Here is a 17,487-nt window from a genome sequence, read left to right as displayed (position 1 = left end):
AAAGTGATGAAGCCCTAGAAGGTATGCCCAAGGTTCAGGTACACCGCCTGCTCATGCGCACTGTTGGCCCCGTAGCTCAGGTTCAACGGCCCCAACGGCGTCTCCAGCCCCAGGAAGATGCTCGCCGCATTGATGTAGCCACTGTCGAAATCGTTGTCGTTGTTCCACGCCCGCCCTCGCTCCAGCGACCCGCCGATGTACAGCGGGAAGTCCAGTGGCACGTAGGCCCGTGGTGTCAGGCGGCGATAGTAGACCATGCGCATCAGGCTCACGTTCTGCCCCGACACCGAGTCCTGGCGGAAGCCTGACAGCTCCCGCGCGCCACCCAGCACGAAGCTCGACGTCACCACTTCGGTATCATCCAGCGTGCGCCCGTAGCGCCCGCCCAGCACGAAGGTGTTCGGCCCGCTGCTGAGGGCCTTGTCCAGGTTGAACATCCACTGCCGGTAATCCTGGTCGGAATCCAGCGACTGGTCATACTTGCGCAAGGTGAGGCCGATATCCTCGCCGCTGTGCGGGAAGTACACATTGTCGAGGGTGTCGAACGAGTACTTCAGCTCGTAGAAACCTTCGTTGAAACTGACCTTGGGCAGGTCCTGGTCGCCGATGCGTACCTCGGCCTCGCCCCAGGCCTTGCCCACGCCCAGGCGCACTTCGCCATTGGTACCGATCTGCCGCCCCACGTTAAGGCCAAAGCCGTAACGCTCCAGGCGGTACTCGGCCACCGGGTCGTTGTCCAGGGTGGCTTCGATGTTCTGCGAGCTGAAGTCCAGGTACGGCGCGATGAAGTAGCGCGAGCCCACGTCCAGCGGCTGGTAGAACTCGCTGTACAACTCCTGCTGGTCGCCGATCTGGCCACGGGTCAACCATTCGGCGCCGAGGCTGTTGATGCCGTTGACCCGGTAGCTGGCGCCCAGGTTGAAGGCGCTGTCGCCGCGCAGGTCGTCCGACAGGTTCAGGCCCAGGCGCAGGTAGTCGGTGCCACCGCGTCGGCCGCGGGCGTTGATCACCAGGGTGTTGTCGTCGCCCTTGTGCACCACGCGGTACTGCACCCGGTCGAAGTAGTCCAGGCCGTACAGCGTGCCCATGTCGGTCTGCAGGCGGCCTAGCTCCAGCGGCGCATCGATCGGTTGGCGGATGTACGAGCGGATGACCTCGTCGCTGACCTTGGAGTCGTTTTCGATCCTGATCGCGGTGATCGTCGGCGTGCGTTGGCGCGGCGAGCGGGCCACGGCCAGGCTGCTGTCGCCTTCGGGCTGGCGCAGGGCGGCAAGGCGCGGGTCGAGCAGGCGGGTGGCGCGGTAGCCTGCCTCGATCATTTCCCGGGCGCGGCCAAAATCGGTGACCCCAAAGACAGTCAGCGGTGGCTGGATGAGGATGTCGTCGCGGTGCAGGCTGGCCAGTTGTTCTTCCGAGTTGCGCCGGGTCATCAGGGTGATCGACTGGTTGAGCACATCGACCACCGTGGCCAGCTGCTTGCGGTCACGCAGCGGGGTGCCGATGTCGACCACGATGGCCAGGTCCACACCCATTTCGCGGGCGACGTCCACCGGGATGTTGTCGACCATGCCGCCGTCCACCAGCAGCCGGCCGTCCAGTTCGACCGGGGCGAACACCGCCGGGATCGACATGCTGGCGCGGATCACCTGGGGCAGGTGGCCACGGCGGAACACCACCTTTTCGCCACTGGCAATGTCGGTGGCCACTGCGCGGAAGGGAATGGGCAGCTTGTCGAAGTCACGGGTGTCGGCGGTGTGCGCCAGCTTGCTTTCCAGCAACAGCGCCAGGTTCTGGCCCTGGATCACCCCCAGCGGCAGGCCCAGGCTGCCGTCGTCGCGAAAGCTGAGCTTCTGCTTGACCAGGAAGTCGCGGTCATCCTGCTTGCGCCGGAACGGCACGTCCTTGCGCGGCGGGGCGTCGGACAGCGCCTGTTGCCAGTCGAGGGTGGTGGCGAGTTTTTCCAGCTCTTCGACACTGTAGCCCGAGGCATACAGGCCGCCGACCACCGCGCCCATGCTGGTGCCGGCGATGGCGTCGATGCGCACGCCCTGTTCCTCCAGGGCCTTGAGCACACCGATGTGGGCCAGACCACGGGCCGCGCCCCCCGACAGCACCAGGCCAACCTTGGGCCTGGCCGGTTCGGCGGCGAATACCGTGAGGGAGGTGAGGGTGAGCAGGAAACAGAACAGCAAACGGCGCATCGTGAGTCTCAAACCGTGGGCTAAAGACCGCTAGTATAAGCGGCCCCTCACCTGGAGATGCCTCACCATGGCCGACAGCAAACCGGAAATCGTCATCACGTATTGCACGCAGTGCCAATGGCTGCTGCGTGCCGCCTGGCTGGCCCAGGAACTGCTCAGCACCTTCACCGACGACCTTGGCCGGGTGGCCCTGGAGCCTGGCACCGGCGGTATCTTCCGCATCACCTGCAATGGTGTGCAGATCTGGGAGCGCAAGGCCGACGGTGGCTTCCCCGAGGCCAAGGTGCTGAAGCAGCGGGTGCGCGACCAGATCGACCCACAGCGTGACCTGGGCCACAACGACCGCTGAGTCAGGCGCCCTCGGCCAATGGCCGCTGCCTGGGCGGTTGCTCGGCGGCCAGGCGGCTGGACAGCACGATGGCGAAGATGATCAGCGCGCCGCCCAGCAGCATGCGCAGGGTCGGGGTTTCGGCGAACACCACCCAGGCCACGGCAATGCCGTAGACCGGTTCCATGCCGAATACCACGGCGGCGGTGCGCGCCTTGATCACCGACAGGCTGGCGACGAACAGGCTGTGCGCCACGCCGGTGCAGAAGATGCCGAGCAGGGCGATCCACAGCCAGTCCATGGTGGCTACGCCGGCCAGGTCCGGTGCCGCGAACGGCAGCAGGCACAAGCCCACCACCAGGTTCTGCCACAGCGCCGCCTGCACTGCAGGCAGACGGCCGGAGCCTGCGCGGTTGGTGAGTGACAGCAGGGAGAACAGCAGCCCCGACAGCAATGACCAGAGCAGGCCGCCGGTGGCTTCACTGGCCAGGTCGAATGCCGGTGTGACCAGTACCAGGCCGATGCTGACCAGCAACACCAGCAAAGCCTCGTTGCGGCGGATGCGTTCGCGGAACAGCAGGCCTTCGAGGATCACGGTAAAGGCCGGGAAGCTGGCGAAGCCGAGGGTGGCGATGGCCACGCCGGCGACCTTTACCGCGATGAAGAAACTGACCCAGTGCCCGGCCAGCAGCACGCCGCCGAGCAGCAGGCGGCGGGCGTCCTGGCCGCTCAGGCGTTGCCAGCCCGGCCCGGCCAGGCTGGCGAACAGGGCCAGGGCGAGCACGGCGAAGGCGGCGCGGCCGAAGACGATGATCGCCGGGCTGGCGCTGGCGGCCAGTTTGCCGAAGACGCCGGTGAGGCCGAAGAACAGCGCGCCGATGTGCAGGGCGCCGAGGGCGGTGCGGTGGTTCATGGGTGGTCCTTGCTCAAGATCTCTACTGGCTGTGCCGGCCTCTTCGCGGGCATGCCCGCTCCCACAGGTACTGCACAGGTGTTGAAAACGGTGCAACACCTGTGGGAGCGGGCGCGCCCGCGAAAGGGCCGGTACAGGCTCAGTGTATAGGCTCAGAAGAATGCATTCTGTCGCAAGGCTAGTGTGAGTTGTCGCCAGACTCTCGCCGCAATGCCAGCGGCGTACACCCGAACGCCCGCAACATCGCCGCCGAAAACGCACTCTGCGAGCTGTACCCCACCTGCGCCGCAATCTCCCCCATCGGTAACAAGGTTTGCATCACCAGCCGCCGCGCCTTGAGCAAGCGCCGCTGGCGAATGTAGTCCATCGGCGTCATCCCGCATTCTGCGGTAAAGCGCGCATGCAGGCGGGCACTGGACAACCCGGCGATGCGCGCCAGGTCAGCCACTTGCAGCGGGTAGGCGGCATGCCGCTCGATATGCGCATCGAAGGCGGCATAGGGCAGGCGCTGGCTGGCCGCGACGCTGGCTGCCGCCGTGGGGTTGAGGCTGGCCAGCAGCAGCGCTGCCCCTTGCCGGGCAATCAGCGGGTCGTGCATGGGGCTGGTCGCCAGCCAGTCCACCAATTGCTGCTGGCGCTCGTCCAGGCCCAGGGCGGCGGGGCGGTCGAGCAGGCGGCGGCTGGCATCGGCATGTTCGCCCAGTTGCTCGCGCAACCAGTGGTCCCCTGGTACATCCAGCACCAGGCAATCGCTGCCGCCATCGCTGGTGCAGGTGTGATGGGCGCCCGCCGGTACCACGATCAGCCCCTGTCGATCGATCCCGGCGCCATGCCCCTGCACCTCGAACTCCAGGCGCCCGCGCAGGCCGAACACCAGTTGCGGGTATTCGTGGCTGTGGGCGATCAGGCTGTCGCGGTAATGGCGCAGCGAGAGGATCGGGCCGGCGGTCATGGGGAGAGTCGTCCTCGCAGGGCAGAACCGCATTGTGCCTCATTCCCTGCAGTCCATCACTCGTAACGGTTTTGCCACTGCGCTGTCATCCGCGCCTGCCAGTCTCCAGCAAACTGCGCCGGAGCCTGCCCATGACCCATGCCGAACTGTCCCGTCCCTCGCGCAAGCAACGCGTGCGTACCCTGTGGATTTCCGATGTGCATCTGGGCACCCGCGACTGCCAGGCCGAACACCTGTCGCAGTTCCTCAAGGGCTACCAGGCCGACCGCATCTACCTGGTGGGCGATATCATCGATGGCTGGAAGCTGCGCGGCGGAATCTACTGGCCTCAAGCCCATACCAACGTGATCCGCCGCCTGCTGACCATGAGCAAGCGCGGCACCGAGGTGATCTACGTCACCGGCAACCATGACGAATTCCTGCGCCGTTACTCCAAGCTGATCCTCGGCAACATCCAGCTGGTGGACGAGGCCGAGCACCTGACCGCCGATGGCCGCCGCCTGCTGGTGATCCATGGCGACCAGTTCGACGTGATTACCCGTTACCACCGCTGGCTGGCGTTCCTCGGTGACCGTGCCTACGAGTTCACCCTGGTGCTCAACCGCTGGCTCAACCACTGGCGTGCCCGCTATGGATACGGCTATTGGTCACTGTCGGCATACCTGAAGCACAAGGTCAAAGGCGCGGTGAACTTCATCAGCGACTTCGAGGATGCCATAGCCCACGAGTGCACCCGCCGCGGTTTTCATGGGGTGGTGTGTGGGCATATCCACCATGCCGAGATTCGCCAGGTGGGGGAGGTGGAGTACCTCAATTGCGGGGATTGGGTGGAGTCGTGCACGGCCCTGATCGAGCATTGGGATGGCACGATCGAGCTTTATCGGCTGGCGGAGGCGCAGGCGCGTGAAGCGCAGGCAGCGGCGGCGGTGCGCGAACCGGCGTAGGGGTTGAAGGCCAAGGGGGCTGCCTTGCAGCCCTTTCGCGACACAAGGCCGCTCCCACAGGCCGTAATGCGGCCCCAAAAAATCTACAGGCTGATCTTGCCCAACAGGATATCCCTGAACATCACGAAATCCCCGATCAGGCTATACAGCGGATGGGTAAAGGTCGCAGGCCGGTTCTTTTCGAAAAAGAAATGCCCGACCCAGGCAAAGCCGTAGCCGAACACGGGCAAGGCCAGCAGCAACAACCATTTGCCACTGCCGATGATATAGGCCAGCAGGGCTATCACCAGGCTGGTGCCGACGAAGTGCAGGCGGCGGCAGGTGGGGTTGCTGTGCTCCCCCAGGTAGTAAGGGTAGAACTCGGCAAAACTGCGAAACTGCGCTGTGCGGTTCATGACAGTGCTCCGGGATTAATACTTCTGGACAAGATGCACGGCGTGGAGCCTGAATCGAGTCTAGAGTGACTGGCGAGGCCTATCAGTGACAATAGGCGCCAATTGAATATCCTTGGGGTTCACCGCAGGAGCGGTCAGCATAAATGCCTGTCATGAGCGAAAGAACCACGTCAGCCAGCTGGGCATCAGGGATCGTGAAGGCACTCGAGCTGGAAGGGCTGGACTGCCGTGCCATGTTCAAGCAGCTGGGGCTGGATTTCGCTGCCCTCGACGACCCCGACGCGCGCTTCCCCCAGGACTCCATGACCCGGCTGTGGCAACTGGCAGTGGAACTGTCGGGCAACGAGGCCATAGGCCTGAACATGGCGCGGGTGGTGCGCCCGGCGTCGTTCCATGTGGTGGGCTATGCGTTGATGTCCAGCCGCACCCTGGCCGAAGGCTTCGAGCGCCTGGTGCGTTACCAGCGCATCATCGCCGAAAGCTCCGACCTCAGCTTCGTCCTAGGCCCCGAGGGCTATTCGCTGATCCTGACCGTACACGGCGACCACCTGCCACCGACCCGGCACAGTGCCGAGGCATCGCTGGCCTGCGCGCTGGCGCTGTGCAGCTGGCTCAGCGGTCGGCCGGTGCAACCGCGCCGGGTGCTGGTGCAGGGGCCGCAGCCAAAGAATATCGAGCCGTACAAGGTGGCGTTCCATTCGCCGCTGGTGTTCGGTGCGCCGCACGATGCGCTGGTGTTCGAGCGCGCCGACATGGAGGCGCCGCTGCCCACCGCCAACGAAGCCATGGCCATCCTGCATGACCGCTTTGCCGGCGAATACCTGGCGCGCTTCTCGGAAAGCCGGGTCACCCACCGCGTGCGCCAGGTACTGTGCCGTATCCTGCCGCAGGGCGAGCCCAAGCGCGAAACCCTGGCCCAGGCCCTGCACCTGTCCCAGCGCACCTTGCAGCGGCGGCTGCAGGAAGAAGGCACCAGCTTCCAGACCCTGCTCGACGATACCCGCCGCGAATTGGCCGAACAGTACCTGGCGCAGCCAGGCATGACCCTGCTGGAAACCGCCTACCTGCTGGGTTTTGCCGACCCCAGCAACTTCTACCGGGCGTTCCGCCGCTGGTTCCATGCCACACCCGGTGAGTACCGCGCCCGCCTGGGTGCCGAGCCTGAGGTGGTCAGTGACGCCAGAACGCCGGCATGCACAACACTAGCACGGTGATGATTTCCAATCGGCCGAGCAGCATGCCGCTGGCGAGAATCCACTTGGCAGCGTCCGGCAGCGTGGCGTAGTTGCCCGACGGGCCGATCACTTCACCCAGGCCCGGGCCTACACCCGAGACCGTGCCGGCAGCGCCGGTCAGGGCGGTCATCCAGTCCACGCCAAGCAACGACAGCAGCAGCGCCATGACGCAGATGGTGATGGCGAAGAAGAACGAGAAAGTCAGGATCGAACGCACGATTTCTTCGTCGAGGCGGTGGCCGTTGTACTTCTGCTTGATCACCGCGCGTGGATGGATCAGCTGGTTGAGGCTGGCCTTGAGCAGAATGTAGGCGACCTGGAAGCGGAAGATCTTGATGCCACCCGCCGTCGAGCCGGAGCAGCCGCCGACGAAGCCCAGGTAGAAGAACAGCATCAGCGAGAAGTTGCCCCACAAGCTGTAGTCACCCAGGGCGAAGCCGGTGGTGGTGACCACCGAAGTCACGTTCAGCGCCACGTGGCGCAGGGCGTCGAGCCAGTGCAGGTTGGTGGTGGCCCAGTACCAGGTGCCAAGCACCAGCCAGGTGACCACCAGCATGCCCAGCAAACCCTGCACCTGCTGGTCGCGGATCAGTGCCTTGCGGTTGCCGCGCAGGGTTGCCACGTAAAGGGTGAAGGGCAGGCTGCCGAGGATCATCACCACCACCGCGACCCAGTGCACGGCCGGGATATCCCACTTGGCCAGCGACTGGTCGGAGGTGGAAAACCCGCCAGTGGAAATCGCCGACATGGCGTGGTTGATCGCATCGAACGGGCTCATGCCGGCCCACCAGAATCCCAGCGCGCCCAGGATCGAGAAGCCGACGTATACCCCCACGATCGACTTGGCGACCATGTGCGAGCGCGGCATGACTTTCTCCGAGCGGTCGGACGATTCGGTCTGGAACAGGCGCATGCCACCGATGCGCAGCAGCGGCAGGATCGCTACCGCCATGCCGATGAAGCCGATGCCGCCGAGCCAGTGCAGCATCGAACGCCACATCAGGATGCCCGGTGACATGTTGTCCAGCCCGCTGAGCACCGTGGCGCCGGTGGCGGTAATGCCCGACATGCTTTCGAAGAAGGCGTCGGTGTAGCTGATGTGCTGGGTCAGCAGGAATGGCAGGGCGGCGAACACGCACACCACCAGCCAGCTGCTGACGGTCAGCAGGTACATGTCGCGCGGGCGCAGGTGCACATGCTCGGGGCGGCCCTGGAGCACCAGGGCCAGGCCGGCAATGAAGGTGATCAGGCTCGACCAGAGGAACGACGGCATGTCACGGGTGCGTTCGAAGATCACCAGGGTCGCCATGGGCACGGCCATGCTGACGGCGAGGGTAATCAGGAAGATGCCGATGATGAAACCAATGATCCTTAAGGTCGGCAACGCCATGTGATCTGCTCTGACTCGAAACGGAAGGGCGCCATTCTACCTATGGGTCTGGTGATGTAAACGCTAGAATGGCGGCACATTTACCTGCCAGGAGGGTAGCCGATGGAGGCTCTCGACGCATTGCTCAACCGTGTTTCCGTGCCACGCCTGACCGACCCGGCGCCCAATGCCGCCCAGCGCGAGGCGCTGTTCCAGGCCGCCCTGCGCGCTCCGGACCACGGCCAGCTGCGGCCGTGGCGCTTTCTCACCATCGAGGGCCAGGGCCGCGAGAAGCTGGGTGAGCTGTTCGCCGAAGCGCTGCAGCACAAGGGGGATGCCAGCCAGGCTGCTTTGGACAAGGCCCGCGCCATGCCCCTGCGGGCGCCGTTGCTGATCGTGGTCGTTGCCAAGCTGCAGGACCACTTCAAGGTGCCCAAGTCCGAGCAGCGGCTGGCGGCAGGCTGTGCGGCGCACGGCATTCTGATTGCGGCGCATGCGCAAGGTATCGGTGCGGTGTGGCGCACTGGGGACATGGCTTTCGATGCCCATGTGCACAAGGGCCTGGGGCTGGCCGCGAACGAGGAGCTGATCGGGTATCTGTATGTGGGTACGCCGCTGACCGAGCCGCGCACCGCGCCGATTCTGGAAACTGCTGATTTCGTCAGTGCCTGGGGCGAGTAACGCGGCCTTGGGCTGATTGCTCCATAAGGGCTGCTGGCCTCTTCGCGGGCTCGCCCGCTCCCACAGGTACTACACAGGCCTTGACGGCAGTGTTGTACTTGTGGGAGCGGGCAAGCCCGCGAAGAGGCCGGATGCATTTACATCACATCAACTGCCTGTCGCTTCAGTCACAGGCAACTCCAGCCGCGCCACAAAGCCCCCCTGTGGATGGTTCTCCAGCGCCAGGCTGCCGCCATGCCGCTCTGCCGCCTTGCGTGCAATCGCCAGCCCCAGTCCATGCCCCGGCGCATCCTGCCCCGGCGCACGGAAGAACGGTTCCCCCAGCTGCGCCAGGTGTTCCGCCGCCGCTCCCGGCCCATGGTCACGCACGCTGATCACGATACGATCCTGCTCGCGCATGGCGCTGACTTCGATTGGCTGGCCCTGCGGGTTGAAGCGCAGGGCGTTGCGCAGCAGGTTGTCCACGGCACGCTCGATCAGCGTTGGCCAACCCTGCAAGGTCAACCCCGGTTGTGCCTCCAGGCGCACGTCCTGCTCTGGTGCGCTGAGCTGGGCGTCCTTGCGCACGCTGCCGAGCAGGGCGTTGAGGTCGACCGGCTCGGCATGGGCCTGTTCGGCATCGACCCGCGCCAGGGCGAGAATTTCGCTGATCAGGTCTTCCAGACGGTCGCATTCGCGGGTCAGGCGTGGCCACAGCGCCTCACGCTGCTCAGGCTCGGCGCGCTCGGCCAAGGCCAGGGCGATACGCAGCCTGGCCAGCGGCGAGCGCAGTTCATGGGACACATCGCGCAGCAACTGGCGCTGGCTGCCGATGGTGCTTTGCAGGCGCGCCCCCATCTTGTTGAAGTCCTTGGCCAGCACGCCGAACTCGTCACGCCGCGCCGCCAGCTGCGCCAGGCTGTTCTGCTGGTAGGTGGTCTGGCCCAGGTCATGCACGGCGCTGCGCAGGCGGCTGAGCGGGCGGGTGATGGACAGGGTCACCAGCAGGCTGAACAGGGTCAGCACCACCAGGGCAATGCCCAGCGCACTGAGCGGCCACAACAGGCTTTCGCGGTGCCAGGCATCCAGCGCCGGGTGGGGGATGCGATAGATCAGCAGGTACGTCTCGCCGGTGTCGGGGCTGGTGTATTCCTCGGTCAACCGGCGCCACGGCAGGCGCCGCTGGTCATTGTGCTGGCGTGCCTCGAAGGCCGCCGCACGGCGCGGGAAGGTGCCGGGCACCACGGCTTCGCCACTGTCGTCGAGCACCTGCACGTCGATCTTGTAGCGGTCCTTGCGCCGTTCCAGGAAGTGCTGTGCCGAAGCCAGGCCTTCCTGTTCGTAATGCTTGGCCCACTTGCTGGCCAGGGTATTCAGGCCCGGGTGGCGGCTGAGGATCCAGGCGTCCTGGTTGAGCATATGGCCCAGCAGGATCGACAGGCCCGCAACCAGGGTGATGGCCAGCCAGAAACTGGCCAGGATGCGCCAGAACAGTGAACGCAAGTGCACCTCCTGCAAACAAGAAAAGCCCGGCTCGCACTGAGGCGGGCCGGGCATCGGGCGGACAGCTTACTGGGCCTTGTTGCCTTTTTCAGCTTTCCAGGCCTGGAACTCCTGCCACTCGGCTTTCTGTGCGGCGCGTTCCTTCTGCAGTTCGTCGAACTTCTTCTGCTGCTCTGGCTTGAGCAGGGCACGGACCGCGCTGTCGGTCTTGTCGCGGTTGGCCTGCAGTTCGTCCTTCAGCGCCTTCTGGTCGGCGGCCGGCAGTTTGGACAGGTAGCGCTCGGTGATGTCGCGGCGCTGTTTCATCTGCTCGCCCATCAGTTTGCCGATCTGCTGGCGCTGGTCACGGCTCAGGTCCAGTTGGTGGAAAGGCGCATCACCGCGATGATGTGGGCCGTCGTGGCGCGGGCCGCCTTCAGGCATGGCCATGGCCACGGTCGGCAGGGCGGCGGCGAACATCAGGGCGATAAGGGTCTTGCGCATGGTGTCTCTCCTTTCATGGGCCGGTGGTTACCGGATGAGCACAGTCTAGGGAGATCACCGTCAAGCGCGGTCAGTGGATGGTAAAGGCTCGGTAAAGATGTTCAGAGGCAGTAGTAATAACCACGGCTGCGCAGGGCGACGATGCGCGGCCGGCCATCGGCGTGGGGGCCGATCTTCTTGCGCAGGTTGCTGACGTGCATGTCCAGGCTGCGGTCGTACAGGGTCAGCTTGCGGCCCAGGCCGATCTGCGCCAGTTCCTGCTTGTCCAGCGGCTCGCCGGGTTGGCGCAGCAGGGCTTCGAGAATGCGGCTTTCGGACAGGGTCAGGGTCATTTCGCGGCCATCGATGCTGGCCACGCCACGGGCAGGGCTGTAGACCAGGTCGCCCAGTTCCACCTGGCTGGTGGTGGCGGTGGGGTGGCTGCGGCGCAGCACGGCACGCAGGCGAGCGGTGAGTTCACGCGGGTCGCAAGGTTTGGCCAGATAGTCGTCGGCGCCCAGTTCCAGGCCGAGGATGCGGTCCAGCGGCTCGCCGCGGGCCGAGAGCATCAGCACCGGCAGTTCGGCATGCTCGCTGCGCAACTGCTTGAGCAGTTCCAGGCCACTGCCGTCGGGCAGCATCACGTCCAGCACCACGGCCGCCGGGGCATGCGTGGCCAGGGCCTGGCGTGCGCTCTGGCCATCGTGGCAGGCGCGCACGGTAAACCCTTCCTGGGTCAGCCAGCTGCCGAGCAGCTCGCACAGCTCCTGGTCATCATCTATCAGTAACAGCTCGCTCATGACTCACTCAATTCAACCATTGACGGCGGCTATTCGGCCCGCCAGTGGCAAAGATACCGCAGACTGATGGCAACAGTATAACTGCCGGTACCGCGTGGGCTTCTTCGCGGGCTTGCCCGCTCCCACAGGTAACCCACAAACCTCAGGACCTGTGGTGTCCCTGTGGGAGCGGGCAAGCCCGCGAAGAAGCCCACGCCGTCTCAGATCAAGGCAGCACTTGCTTGAACGGCTTTACCACCACCTTGTCGTACACGCCCGCGGCAATGTAAGGGTCGGCATCGGCCCAGGCCTGCGCCGCGGCCAGGGAGTCGAACTCGGCAACTATCAGGCTGCCGCTGAAACCCGCTTCGCCCGGGTCGTTGCTGTCGATGGCCGGGTGCGGGCCGGCCAGTACCACGCGGCCCTCGGCCTTCAGCTGCTGCAGGCGTTCGATGTGCGCCGGGCGGGCGGCCAGGCGCTTTTCCAGGGAGTTTGCGACGTCGCTGGCGATGATGGCGTAGAGCATGTCAATCCTTGGGTTTGGAGGTAGAAGGGTCGTCGTGCAGGTGGCGCGACAGGTACACGCCCTGCGCTACCAGGAACATCACGGTCATGCCCAGGCTGCCGAACACCTTGAAGTCGACCCAGAAGTCCTGGAAGGTGAAGGCGACGAACAGGTTGGCCGCGCCACAGAACAGGAAGAAGCCGATCCAGGCCAGGTTCAGGCGGGTCCAGATGGCATCGGGCAGGCTCAGGGCGTGGCCCATGATGCGCTTGATCAGCACCCGGTCGCCGATGAAGTGGCTACCGGCGAAGCCCAGGGCGAACAGCCAGTTCACCACCGGCGCCTTCCACTTCAGGAAGGTTTCGCTGTGGAAGGTCAGGGTCAGGCCGCCGAACACCAGGCAGGCTACCAAGGTCAGCCACTGGCCCTTTTCCAGCTTGCGCTGGCGCAGGAACAGCGCGCCGTAAACCACCAGCGAGCTGATGATCAGCATGGCCGTGGCGCTGTAGATGCCGCCGAATTCGAAGCTGTGGCCGGCGACTTCCATGGGGCGCGGGTCGAGCTTGTAGACGATGAAGAACAGCAGCAGCGGGATGAAATCGATGAATTGTTTCACAATGGCAGCCAGAATCGGGATGTGACGGCATAATAACAAACATCGATTCCAGCGAAAGCGCTCCTCCATGAATGTTGATCTGCACTGTCACAGCACGGCCTCCGACGGCGCCCTGTCGCCCTCGATACTGGTCGCCCGGGCCCATGAGCATGGGGTGCAAACGCTGGCACTGACCGACCATGACACCATCGAAGGCCTGCCCGAGGCGCGCCAGGCGTGCCGCGACAAGGGCATGCACTGGGTCAGCGGGGTGGAGCTGTCGTGCACCTGGGGTGGCGCGACCATCCATGTGCTGGGCTATGACTTCCCGCTCGACGCGCCGCCCCTGCAGGCGGCGATCGAAGCGCTGCACCGTGGCCGCTGGCTGCGCGCCGAAGAAATCGACAAACGGCTGGCGGCCAAGGGCATGCCCGGTACCCTCGACGGCGCCCGCGCCGTGCAGCACGAACTGGGCGATAGCGGCAACGCCCCGGCGCGCCCGCATTTTGCCGAGTACCTGGTGCGTGCCGGGCACGTCAAGGACCGCGGCGAGGCGTTTCGCAAATGGCTGGGCGCCGGCAAGCTGGGGGACGTCAAGCAGCACTGGCCTACCCTCGATGAAACCGTCGCCACCCTGCGCCAGTCCAACGCTTGGGTGAGCCTGGCGCATCCCATGCACTACGATCTGACCCGCAGCAAGCGCAGAAGGCTGATTGCCGACTATATTCAGGCAGGCGGGCAGGCGCTTGAAGTGGTCAACGGGATGATGCCTGCCGAGCAGGTGGGCACCATGTCCATCCTCACCCGTGAGTTCGGCCTGCTGGCAAGCGCTGGCAGTGACTTCCACGGCCCCGGCACCTGGGGCGAGATCGGTGCCTACCGGCCTTTGCCCGAGGACCTGCCACCTCTGTGGCGCCGATTCAGCCATGAACAGCCTTTGGCGGTATGAACAGGACGACTACGTGAGCCAATTTTTCCAGATTCATCCGGAGAACCCGCAGCAGCGCCTGATCAAGCAGGCCGTCGAGATTATCCGCAAGGGCGGTGTGGTGGTGTACCCGACGGATTCGGCCTATGCGCTGGGTTGCCAGATGGGTGACAAGGCGGCCATCGAACGGGTGCGGCGCCTGCGCGGGCTGGACAAGACCCACAACTTCACCCTGATGTGCTGCGACATGTCGCAGCTGGGGTTGTACGCCAAGGTCGATACCGGCACCTTCCGTCTGCTCAAGGCACATGTGCCGGGGCCTTACACGTTCATCCTCAATGGCACGCGCGAAGTGCCGCGCCTGCTGTTGCACGATAAACGCCGCACCATCGGGCTACGGGTGCCGGCCCATGCCATCACCCTGGCCTTGCTGGCTGAACTGGGCGAGCCGTTGATGAGTGTGAGCCTGATCCTGCCGGGCGACACCGAGCCGATGACCGACCCTTACGAGATCCGTGAGCGCCTGGAGCACCATGTCGACCTGGTGATCGACGGCGGTTTCGGTGACCTCAAGGCATCGACCATCATCGACCTGTCCGGTGATGAACCCGAGCTGGTCCGTGAAGGCTGCGGCGACCCCACGCCGTTCCTGGTCAACGCGTGAGCCAGGTGGAAGCGCCCGAGGCGCCGGCCGAACAGGCCGAGTTGCCTCGCCAACTGCAATTGGCCCTGGTCTATGGCGAAGCCCTGACCGAGCTGCCGCTGGACCTGTACATCCCGCCGGACGCCCTGGAAGTCATCCTCGAAGCCTTCGAAGGCCCGCTGGACCTGTTGCTGTACCTGATCCGCAAGCAGAACATCGACATCCTCGACATCCCGGTGGCGGAAATCACCCGCCAGTATATGGGCTACGTGGAACTGATGAAGAGCGTGCGCCTGGAGCTGGCCGCCGAATACCTGGTGATGGCTGCCATGCTCGCCGAGATCAAGTCGCGCATGTTGCTGCCGCGCTCGGCCGACGTCGAGGAGGAGGAGGGCGACCCGCGCGCCGAACTGATCCGCCGCCTGCAGGAGTACGAACGCTTCAAGGCCGCCGCCGAAGGTATCGATGAATTGCCACGGGTTGGCCGCGAGGTGGTGGTGCCGCGCCTGGAGGCGCCGCAGGCCAAGGTGCGCAAGCTGTTGCCCCAGGTCAGCCTGGAAGAGCTGCTGGTGTCGATGGCCGAGGTGATGCGCCGCAACGACCTGTTCGAAAGCCATCAGATCACCCGCGAGACCTTGTCCACCCGCGAACGCATGAGCCAGGTGCTGGAACGCCTGAAAGGTGGCGGTTTCGTGCCGTTCGTCGAGCTGTTCGCCGCCGAGGAAGGCAAGCTGGGCGTGGTGGTGACCTTCATGGCGATTCTCGAGCTGGTGAAGGAATCGCTGATCGAACTGGTGCAGAATGAACCCTTCGCCGCCATCCACGTGCGGCTTCGCCCCGCGCTTGTTGAAGAACCTGATGAACCTGAATGAACCCCGCGACCTGGCGTCGCTGATCGAAGCCTTCCTGCTGGCTTCGGGCAAGCCGCAATCCCTGGAGCGCCTGTACGAACTGTTCGAGGAAGCCGAGCGACCGGAGCCCAAGGTCTTCAGGCAGGCTCTGGAGCTGCTGGGCAAGTCGTGCAATGGCCGTGCCTTCGAGCTCAAGGAGGTGGCCAGCGGTTACCGCCTGCAGATTCGCGAGGACTTTGCGCCGTGGGTCGGGCGCCTGTGGGAAGAACGCCCGCAGCGCTACTCGCGCGCGCTGCTGGAAACCCTGGCCCTGATCGCCTACCGCCAGCCCATCACCCGTGGCGAAATCGAGGATGTGCGTGGCGTGGCGGTGAACAGCAACATCATCAAGACCCTGATGGAGCGCGAGTGGATCCGCGTGGTCGGCTACCGCGAAGTGCCCGGGCGGCCGGCGATGTTCGCCACTACCAAGGCGTTTCTCGACCATTTCAACCTCAAGAGCCTGGACGAGCTGCCAGCCTTGGCCGAGCTGCGGGAGATGGAGCCCGAGCCGCTGCTCGACCCGGACGATGCGCCAGTGCCGGCGCACCTGCAGGCATTGGCGGATGCCAGCCTTGGGGAAGAGGAACAGGTTGCCGAACCGAAGGAGGAGACCAGCTTCCGTAGCCTGCTGGTGGAGCTGGATGCCATGGAAGAGGGGCTGAAGACCGATTTCGATGATTTGCGCGAGGAAGAGGCTGAGGCCTCGATGGAAGAAGAGGGCAAGTCACTGCCCTGATTCCTTTGTTGCCTGTACCGGCCCATTCGCGGGCACGCCCGCTCCCACAGGGATATCACAGGTCCTGAGGGCTGCGCAGTACCTGTGGGAGCGGGCGTGCCCGCGAAAGGGCCGGCCATGCCAATACATAACCATTAGGCAGAAACCCCTCTCAAAGCCCACAAAACCCTCTACCCTCCAGTGCGTTCCCCCGCCGAACCGCGTATGATGCGCGGCCTTTTGGCGCGTTCGTCGCCAGAACCCTTATTTCATTCCTACACCGGGAGGTGCCCAGATGAGTGAGCAAGACCTGCAAGATACCGAAATCACCCCTCCATCCGGCGAAAAGCTGCAGAAAGTGCTGGCGCGCATTGGCGTTGGCTCGCGCCGTGACGTCGAGGCCTGGATCAGCCAGGGCCGCATCAAGGTCAACGGCGTCGAGGCCACCCTCGGCCAGCGCGTCGACCTGCACGACGCCATTGCCGTGGATGGCAAGTTGATCAAGCGCGAAGAGGCCGCCGAGGCCACCCGTCGGGTGATCATGTACAACAAGCCCGATGGCGAAATCTGCACCCGTGACGACCCGGAAGGCCGCCCGACCGTGTTCGACCGCCTGCCACGGCCGAAAGAAGGCCGCTGGATCAACATTGGCCGCCTCGACATCAACACCACCGGCCTGCTGCTGTTCACCACCGACGGTGAACTGGCCAACCGCCTGATGCACCCGTCCTACGAGATGGACCGTGAGTACGCGGTACGTGTGCGTGGTGAGGTCGACGACGAAATGATCGAGCGCCTGAAGGCCGGCGTGATGCTGGAAGATGGCCCGGCCAAGTTCACCGACATCCAGAAGGCACCAGGTGGCGAAGGCTTCAACCACTGGTACCACTGCGTGGTGATGGAAGGCCGCAACCGTGAGGTGCGTCGCCTGTGGGAGTCTCAGGGCATGGTGGTCAGCCGCCTGAAGCGCGTGCGTTTCGGCCCGGTGTTCCTCAACTCCGACCTGCCGATGGGCCGCTGGCGTGAAATGAGCCAGGGCGAAATCGACATCCTCGCTGCTGAAGTTGGCCTGCAGCCGGTGGCGCTGCCAGCCATGAAGCTCAAGGCCAAGGACAAGATGGAGCGCCTGCAGCGCAAGTCGACCCGCCCGCTGGGCCGTGGCGAGCGCGTGCGCAGCCTGCGCCCGGCTCACGAAGGTGCTGCTGCCGGTGAGCGCCCGGCGCGCCAGACGCGTGAAGAGGCTCCGCGCAAGACCGGCCGTGGCAGCACCGTGGCCGAGCGCCCGAGCGAGATGCGCAAGCGTCCGGCCAAGCCTGAAGGTGACAAGCCGGCAGGGCGTGGCCGCAGCAAACCGCGTGGTTGATTGGCCTTTGCGTTGAAAGAGAACCAGCCTTCGGGCTGGTTTTTTTATGCCTGTGAGAATTTGGGGCTGCTGCGCAGCCCTTCGCGGGGGGGGGGGCCCCCCCC

Annotated in this window: 19 protein-coding genes; 9 read left to right on the top strand and 10 right to left on the bottom strand. The window is 64.9% G+C overall.

Annotation, left to right across the window (positions count from 1 at the left end; genetic code table 11):
• Nucleotides 1-14 precede the first annotated feature (14 nt).
• Nucleotides 15-2,201 carry a patatin-like phospholipase family protein gene (locus B2790_RS21175; RefSeq protein WP_286919667.1) on the bottom strand — a complete coding sequence of 729 codons (2,187 nt, stop codon included), beginning with the start codon at nucleotides 2,199-2,201 and terminating at the stop codon, nucleotides 15-17.
• A 67-nt stretch (nucleotides 2,202-2,268) separates the two neighbouring features.
• Between B2790_RS21175 and B2790_RS21170 the strand changes: the two genes are divergently transcribed.
• The gene (locus B2790_RS21170; protein WP_025340145.1) at nucleotides 2,269-2,550 is read left to right on the top strand and encodes a SelT/SelW/SelH family protein; all 282 of its coding nucleotides are present in this window, start codon (nucleotides 2,269-2,271) and stop codon (nucleotides 2,548-2,550) included.
• Between the two features lies 1 nt (nucleotide 2,551).
• On the opposite strand, the gene B2790_RS21165 is transcribed toward B2790_RS21170, so the two are convergent.
• Both B2790_RS21165 and B2790_RS21160 read right to left on the bottom strand, forming a co-directional pair.
• Nucleotides 2,552-3,442: a DMT family transporter gene (locus tag B2790_RS21165; RefSeq protein WP_025340144.1), complete on the bottom strand. Its 891-nt coding sequence runs from the start codon at nucleotides 3,440-3,442 to the stop codon at nucleotides 2,552-2,554.
• A gap of 178 nt (nucleotides 3,443-3,620) precedes the next feature.
• A complete protein-coding gene (locus tag B2790_RS21160) occupies nucleotides 3,621-4,394 on the bottom strand; it encodes a helix-turn-helix transcriptional regulator (RefSeq protein WP_286919666.1) in 774 nt (257 codons plus the stop codon).
• Nucleotides 4,395-4,525: 131 nt separating this feature from the next.
• Here B2790_RS21160 and B2790_RS21155 point away from each other — a divergent pair, with 131 nt between their 5' ends.
• Nucleotides 4,526-5,338 carry a UDP-2,3-diacylglucosamine diphosphatase gene (locus B2790_RS21155; protein ID WP_085691670.1) on the top strand — a complete coding sequence of 271 codons (813 nt, stop codon included), beginning with the start codon at nucleotides 4,526-4,528 and terminating at the stop codon, nucleotides 5,336-5,338.
• Between the two features lie 83 nt (nucleotides 5,339-5,421).
• On the opposite strand, the gene B2790_RS21150 is transcribed toward B2790_RS21155, so the two are convergent.
• The gene (locus tag B2790_RS21150; protein ID WP_025340141.1) at nucleotides 5,422-5,733 is read right to left on the bottom strand and encodes a DUF962 domain-containing protein; all 312 of its coding nucleotides are present in this window, start codon (nucleotides 5,731-5,733) and stop codon (nucleotides 5,422-5,424) included.
• Between the two features lie 152 nt (nucleotides 5,734-5,885).
• Between B2790_RS21150 and B2790_RS21145 the strand changes: the two genes are divergently transcribed.
• Entirely contained in the window at nucleotides 5,886-6,947 is a 1,062-nt protein-coding gene (locus B2790_RS21145) for an AraC family transcriptional regulator (protein ID WP_137164568.1), read from the top strand.
• Here the strand turns inward: B2790_RS21145 and B2790_RS21140 are convergent.
• Entirely contained in the window at nucleotides 6,904-8,358 is a 1,455-nt protein-coding gene (locus B2790_RS21140) for a TrkH family potassium uptake protein (protein ID WP_013973677.1), read from the bottom strand. The genes B2790_RS21145 and B2790_RS21140 overlap by 44 nt on opposite strands.
• Before the next feature lie 102 nt (nucleotides 8,359-8,460).
• Here B2790_RS21140 and B2790_RS21135 point away from each other — a divergent pair, with 102 nt between their 5' ends.
• Nucleotides 8,461-9,018 (top strand): nitroreductase family protein, encoded by a 558-nt coding sequence (locus B2790_RS21135; RefSeq protein WP_025340139.1) that lies wholly within the window; start codon nucleotides 8,461-8,463, stop codon nucleotides 9,016-9,018.
• A gap of 147 nt (nucleotides 9,019-9,165) precedes the next feature.
• On the opposite strand, the gene B2790_RS21130 is transcribed toward B2790_RS21135, so the two are convergent.
• The 5 genes from B2790_RS21130 to B2790_RS21110 form a co-directional block, all read right to left on the bottom strand.
• On the bottom strand, nucleotides 9,166-10,506 hold the full coding sequence (locus tag B2790_RS21130; RefSeq protein WP_286919665.1) for a sensor histidine kinase: 1,341 nt from the start codon (nucleotides 10,504-10,506) through the stop codon (nucleotides 9,166-9,168).
• Nucleotides 10,507-10,566: 60 nt separating this feature from the next.
• The gene (locus B2790_RS21125; RefSeq protein ID WP_137164566.1) at nucleotides 10,567-10,983 is read right to left on the bottom strand and encodes a Spy/CpxP family protein refolding chaperone; all 417 of its coding nucleotides are present in this window, start codon (nucleotides 10,981-10,983) and stop codon (nucleotides 10,567-10,569) included.
• Between the two features lie 101 nt (nucleotides 10,984-11,084).
• Nucleotides 11,085-11,762, bottom strand: a complete 678-nt coding sequence (locus tag B2790_RS21120; protein ID WP_025340136.1) for a response regulator transcription factor — start codon at nucleotides 11,760-11,762, stop codon at nucleotides 11,085-11,087.
• Between the two features lie 205 nt (nucleotides 11,763-11,967).
• On the bottom strand, nucleotides 11,968-12,267 hold the full coding sequence (locus B2790_RS21115) for a YciI family protein (RefSeq protein WP_015271283.1): 300 nt from the start codon (nucleotides 12,265-12,267) through the stop codon (nucleotides 11,968-11,970).
• Nucleotide 12,268: 1 nt separating this feature from the next.
• Nucleotides 12,269-12,862 carry a septation protein A gene (locus tag B2790_RS21110; RefSeq protein WP_003259096.1) on the bottom strand — a complete coding sequence of 198 codons (594 nt, stop codon included), beginning with the start codon at nucleotides 12,860-12,862 and terminating at the stop codon, nucleotides 12,269-12,271.
• Nucleotides 12,863-12,929: 67 nt separating this feature from the next.
• Between B2790_RS21110 and B2790_RS21105 the strand changes: the two genes are divergently transcribed.
• From B2790_RS21105 to rluB, 5 genes are all read left to right on the top strand, one after another.
• Entirely contained in the window at nucleotides 12,930-13,790 is an 861-nt protein-coding gene (locus B2790_RS21105) for a PHP domain-containing protein (RefSeq protein WP_274120183.1), read from the top strand.
• 13 nt (nucleotides 13,791-13,803) lie between these two features.
• The gene (locus tag B2790_RS21100) at nucleotides 13,804-14,433 is read left to right on the top strand and encodes an L-threonylcarbamoyladenylate synthase (protein ID WP_038408376.1); all 630 of its coding nucleotides are present in this window, start codon (nucleotides 13,804-13,806) and stop codon (nucleotides 14,431-14,433) included.
• A gap of 125 nt (nucleotides 14,434-14,558) precedes the next feature.
• The gene (locus B2790_RS21095; RefSeq protein WP_162276787.1) at nucleotides 14,559-15,284 is read left to right on the top strand and encodes a segregation and condensation protein A; all 726 of its coding nucleotides are present in this window, start codon (nucleotides 14,559-14,561) and stop codon (nucleotides 15,282-15,284) included.
• Nucleotides 15,271-16,041, top strand: coding sequence for an SMC-Scp complex subunit ScpB (gene scpB, locus B2790_RS21090; RefSeq protein ID WP_274120184.1), 771 nt, complete (start codon nucleotides 15,271-15,273; stop codon nucleotides 16,039-16,041). The genes B2790_RS21095 and scpB overlap by 14 nt, the downstream gene beginning before the upstream one ends.
• Nucleotides 16,042-16,315: 274 nt before the next feature.
• Nucleotides 16,316-17,383, top strand: coding sequence for a 23S rRNA pseudouridine(2605) synthase RluB (gene rluB, locus B2790_RS21085; RefSeq protein WP_286919664.1), 1,068 nt, complete (start codon nucleotides 16,316-16,318; stop codon nucleotides 17,381-17,383).
• Nucleotides 17,384-17,487: the final 104 nt, after the last annotated feature.

The organism is Pseudomonas sp. UBA6753 (genome assembly GCF_002453565.1).
GTDB lineage: Bacteria > Pseudomonadota > Gammaproteobacteria > Pseudomonadales > Pseudomonadaceae > Aquipseudomonas > Aquipseudomonas putida_Z.
The sequence above is the reverse complement of the archived record's forward strand: the minus strand, read 5'-3'. Positions and strand labels throughout refer to the sequence as shown.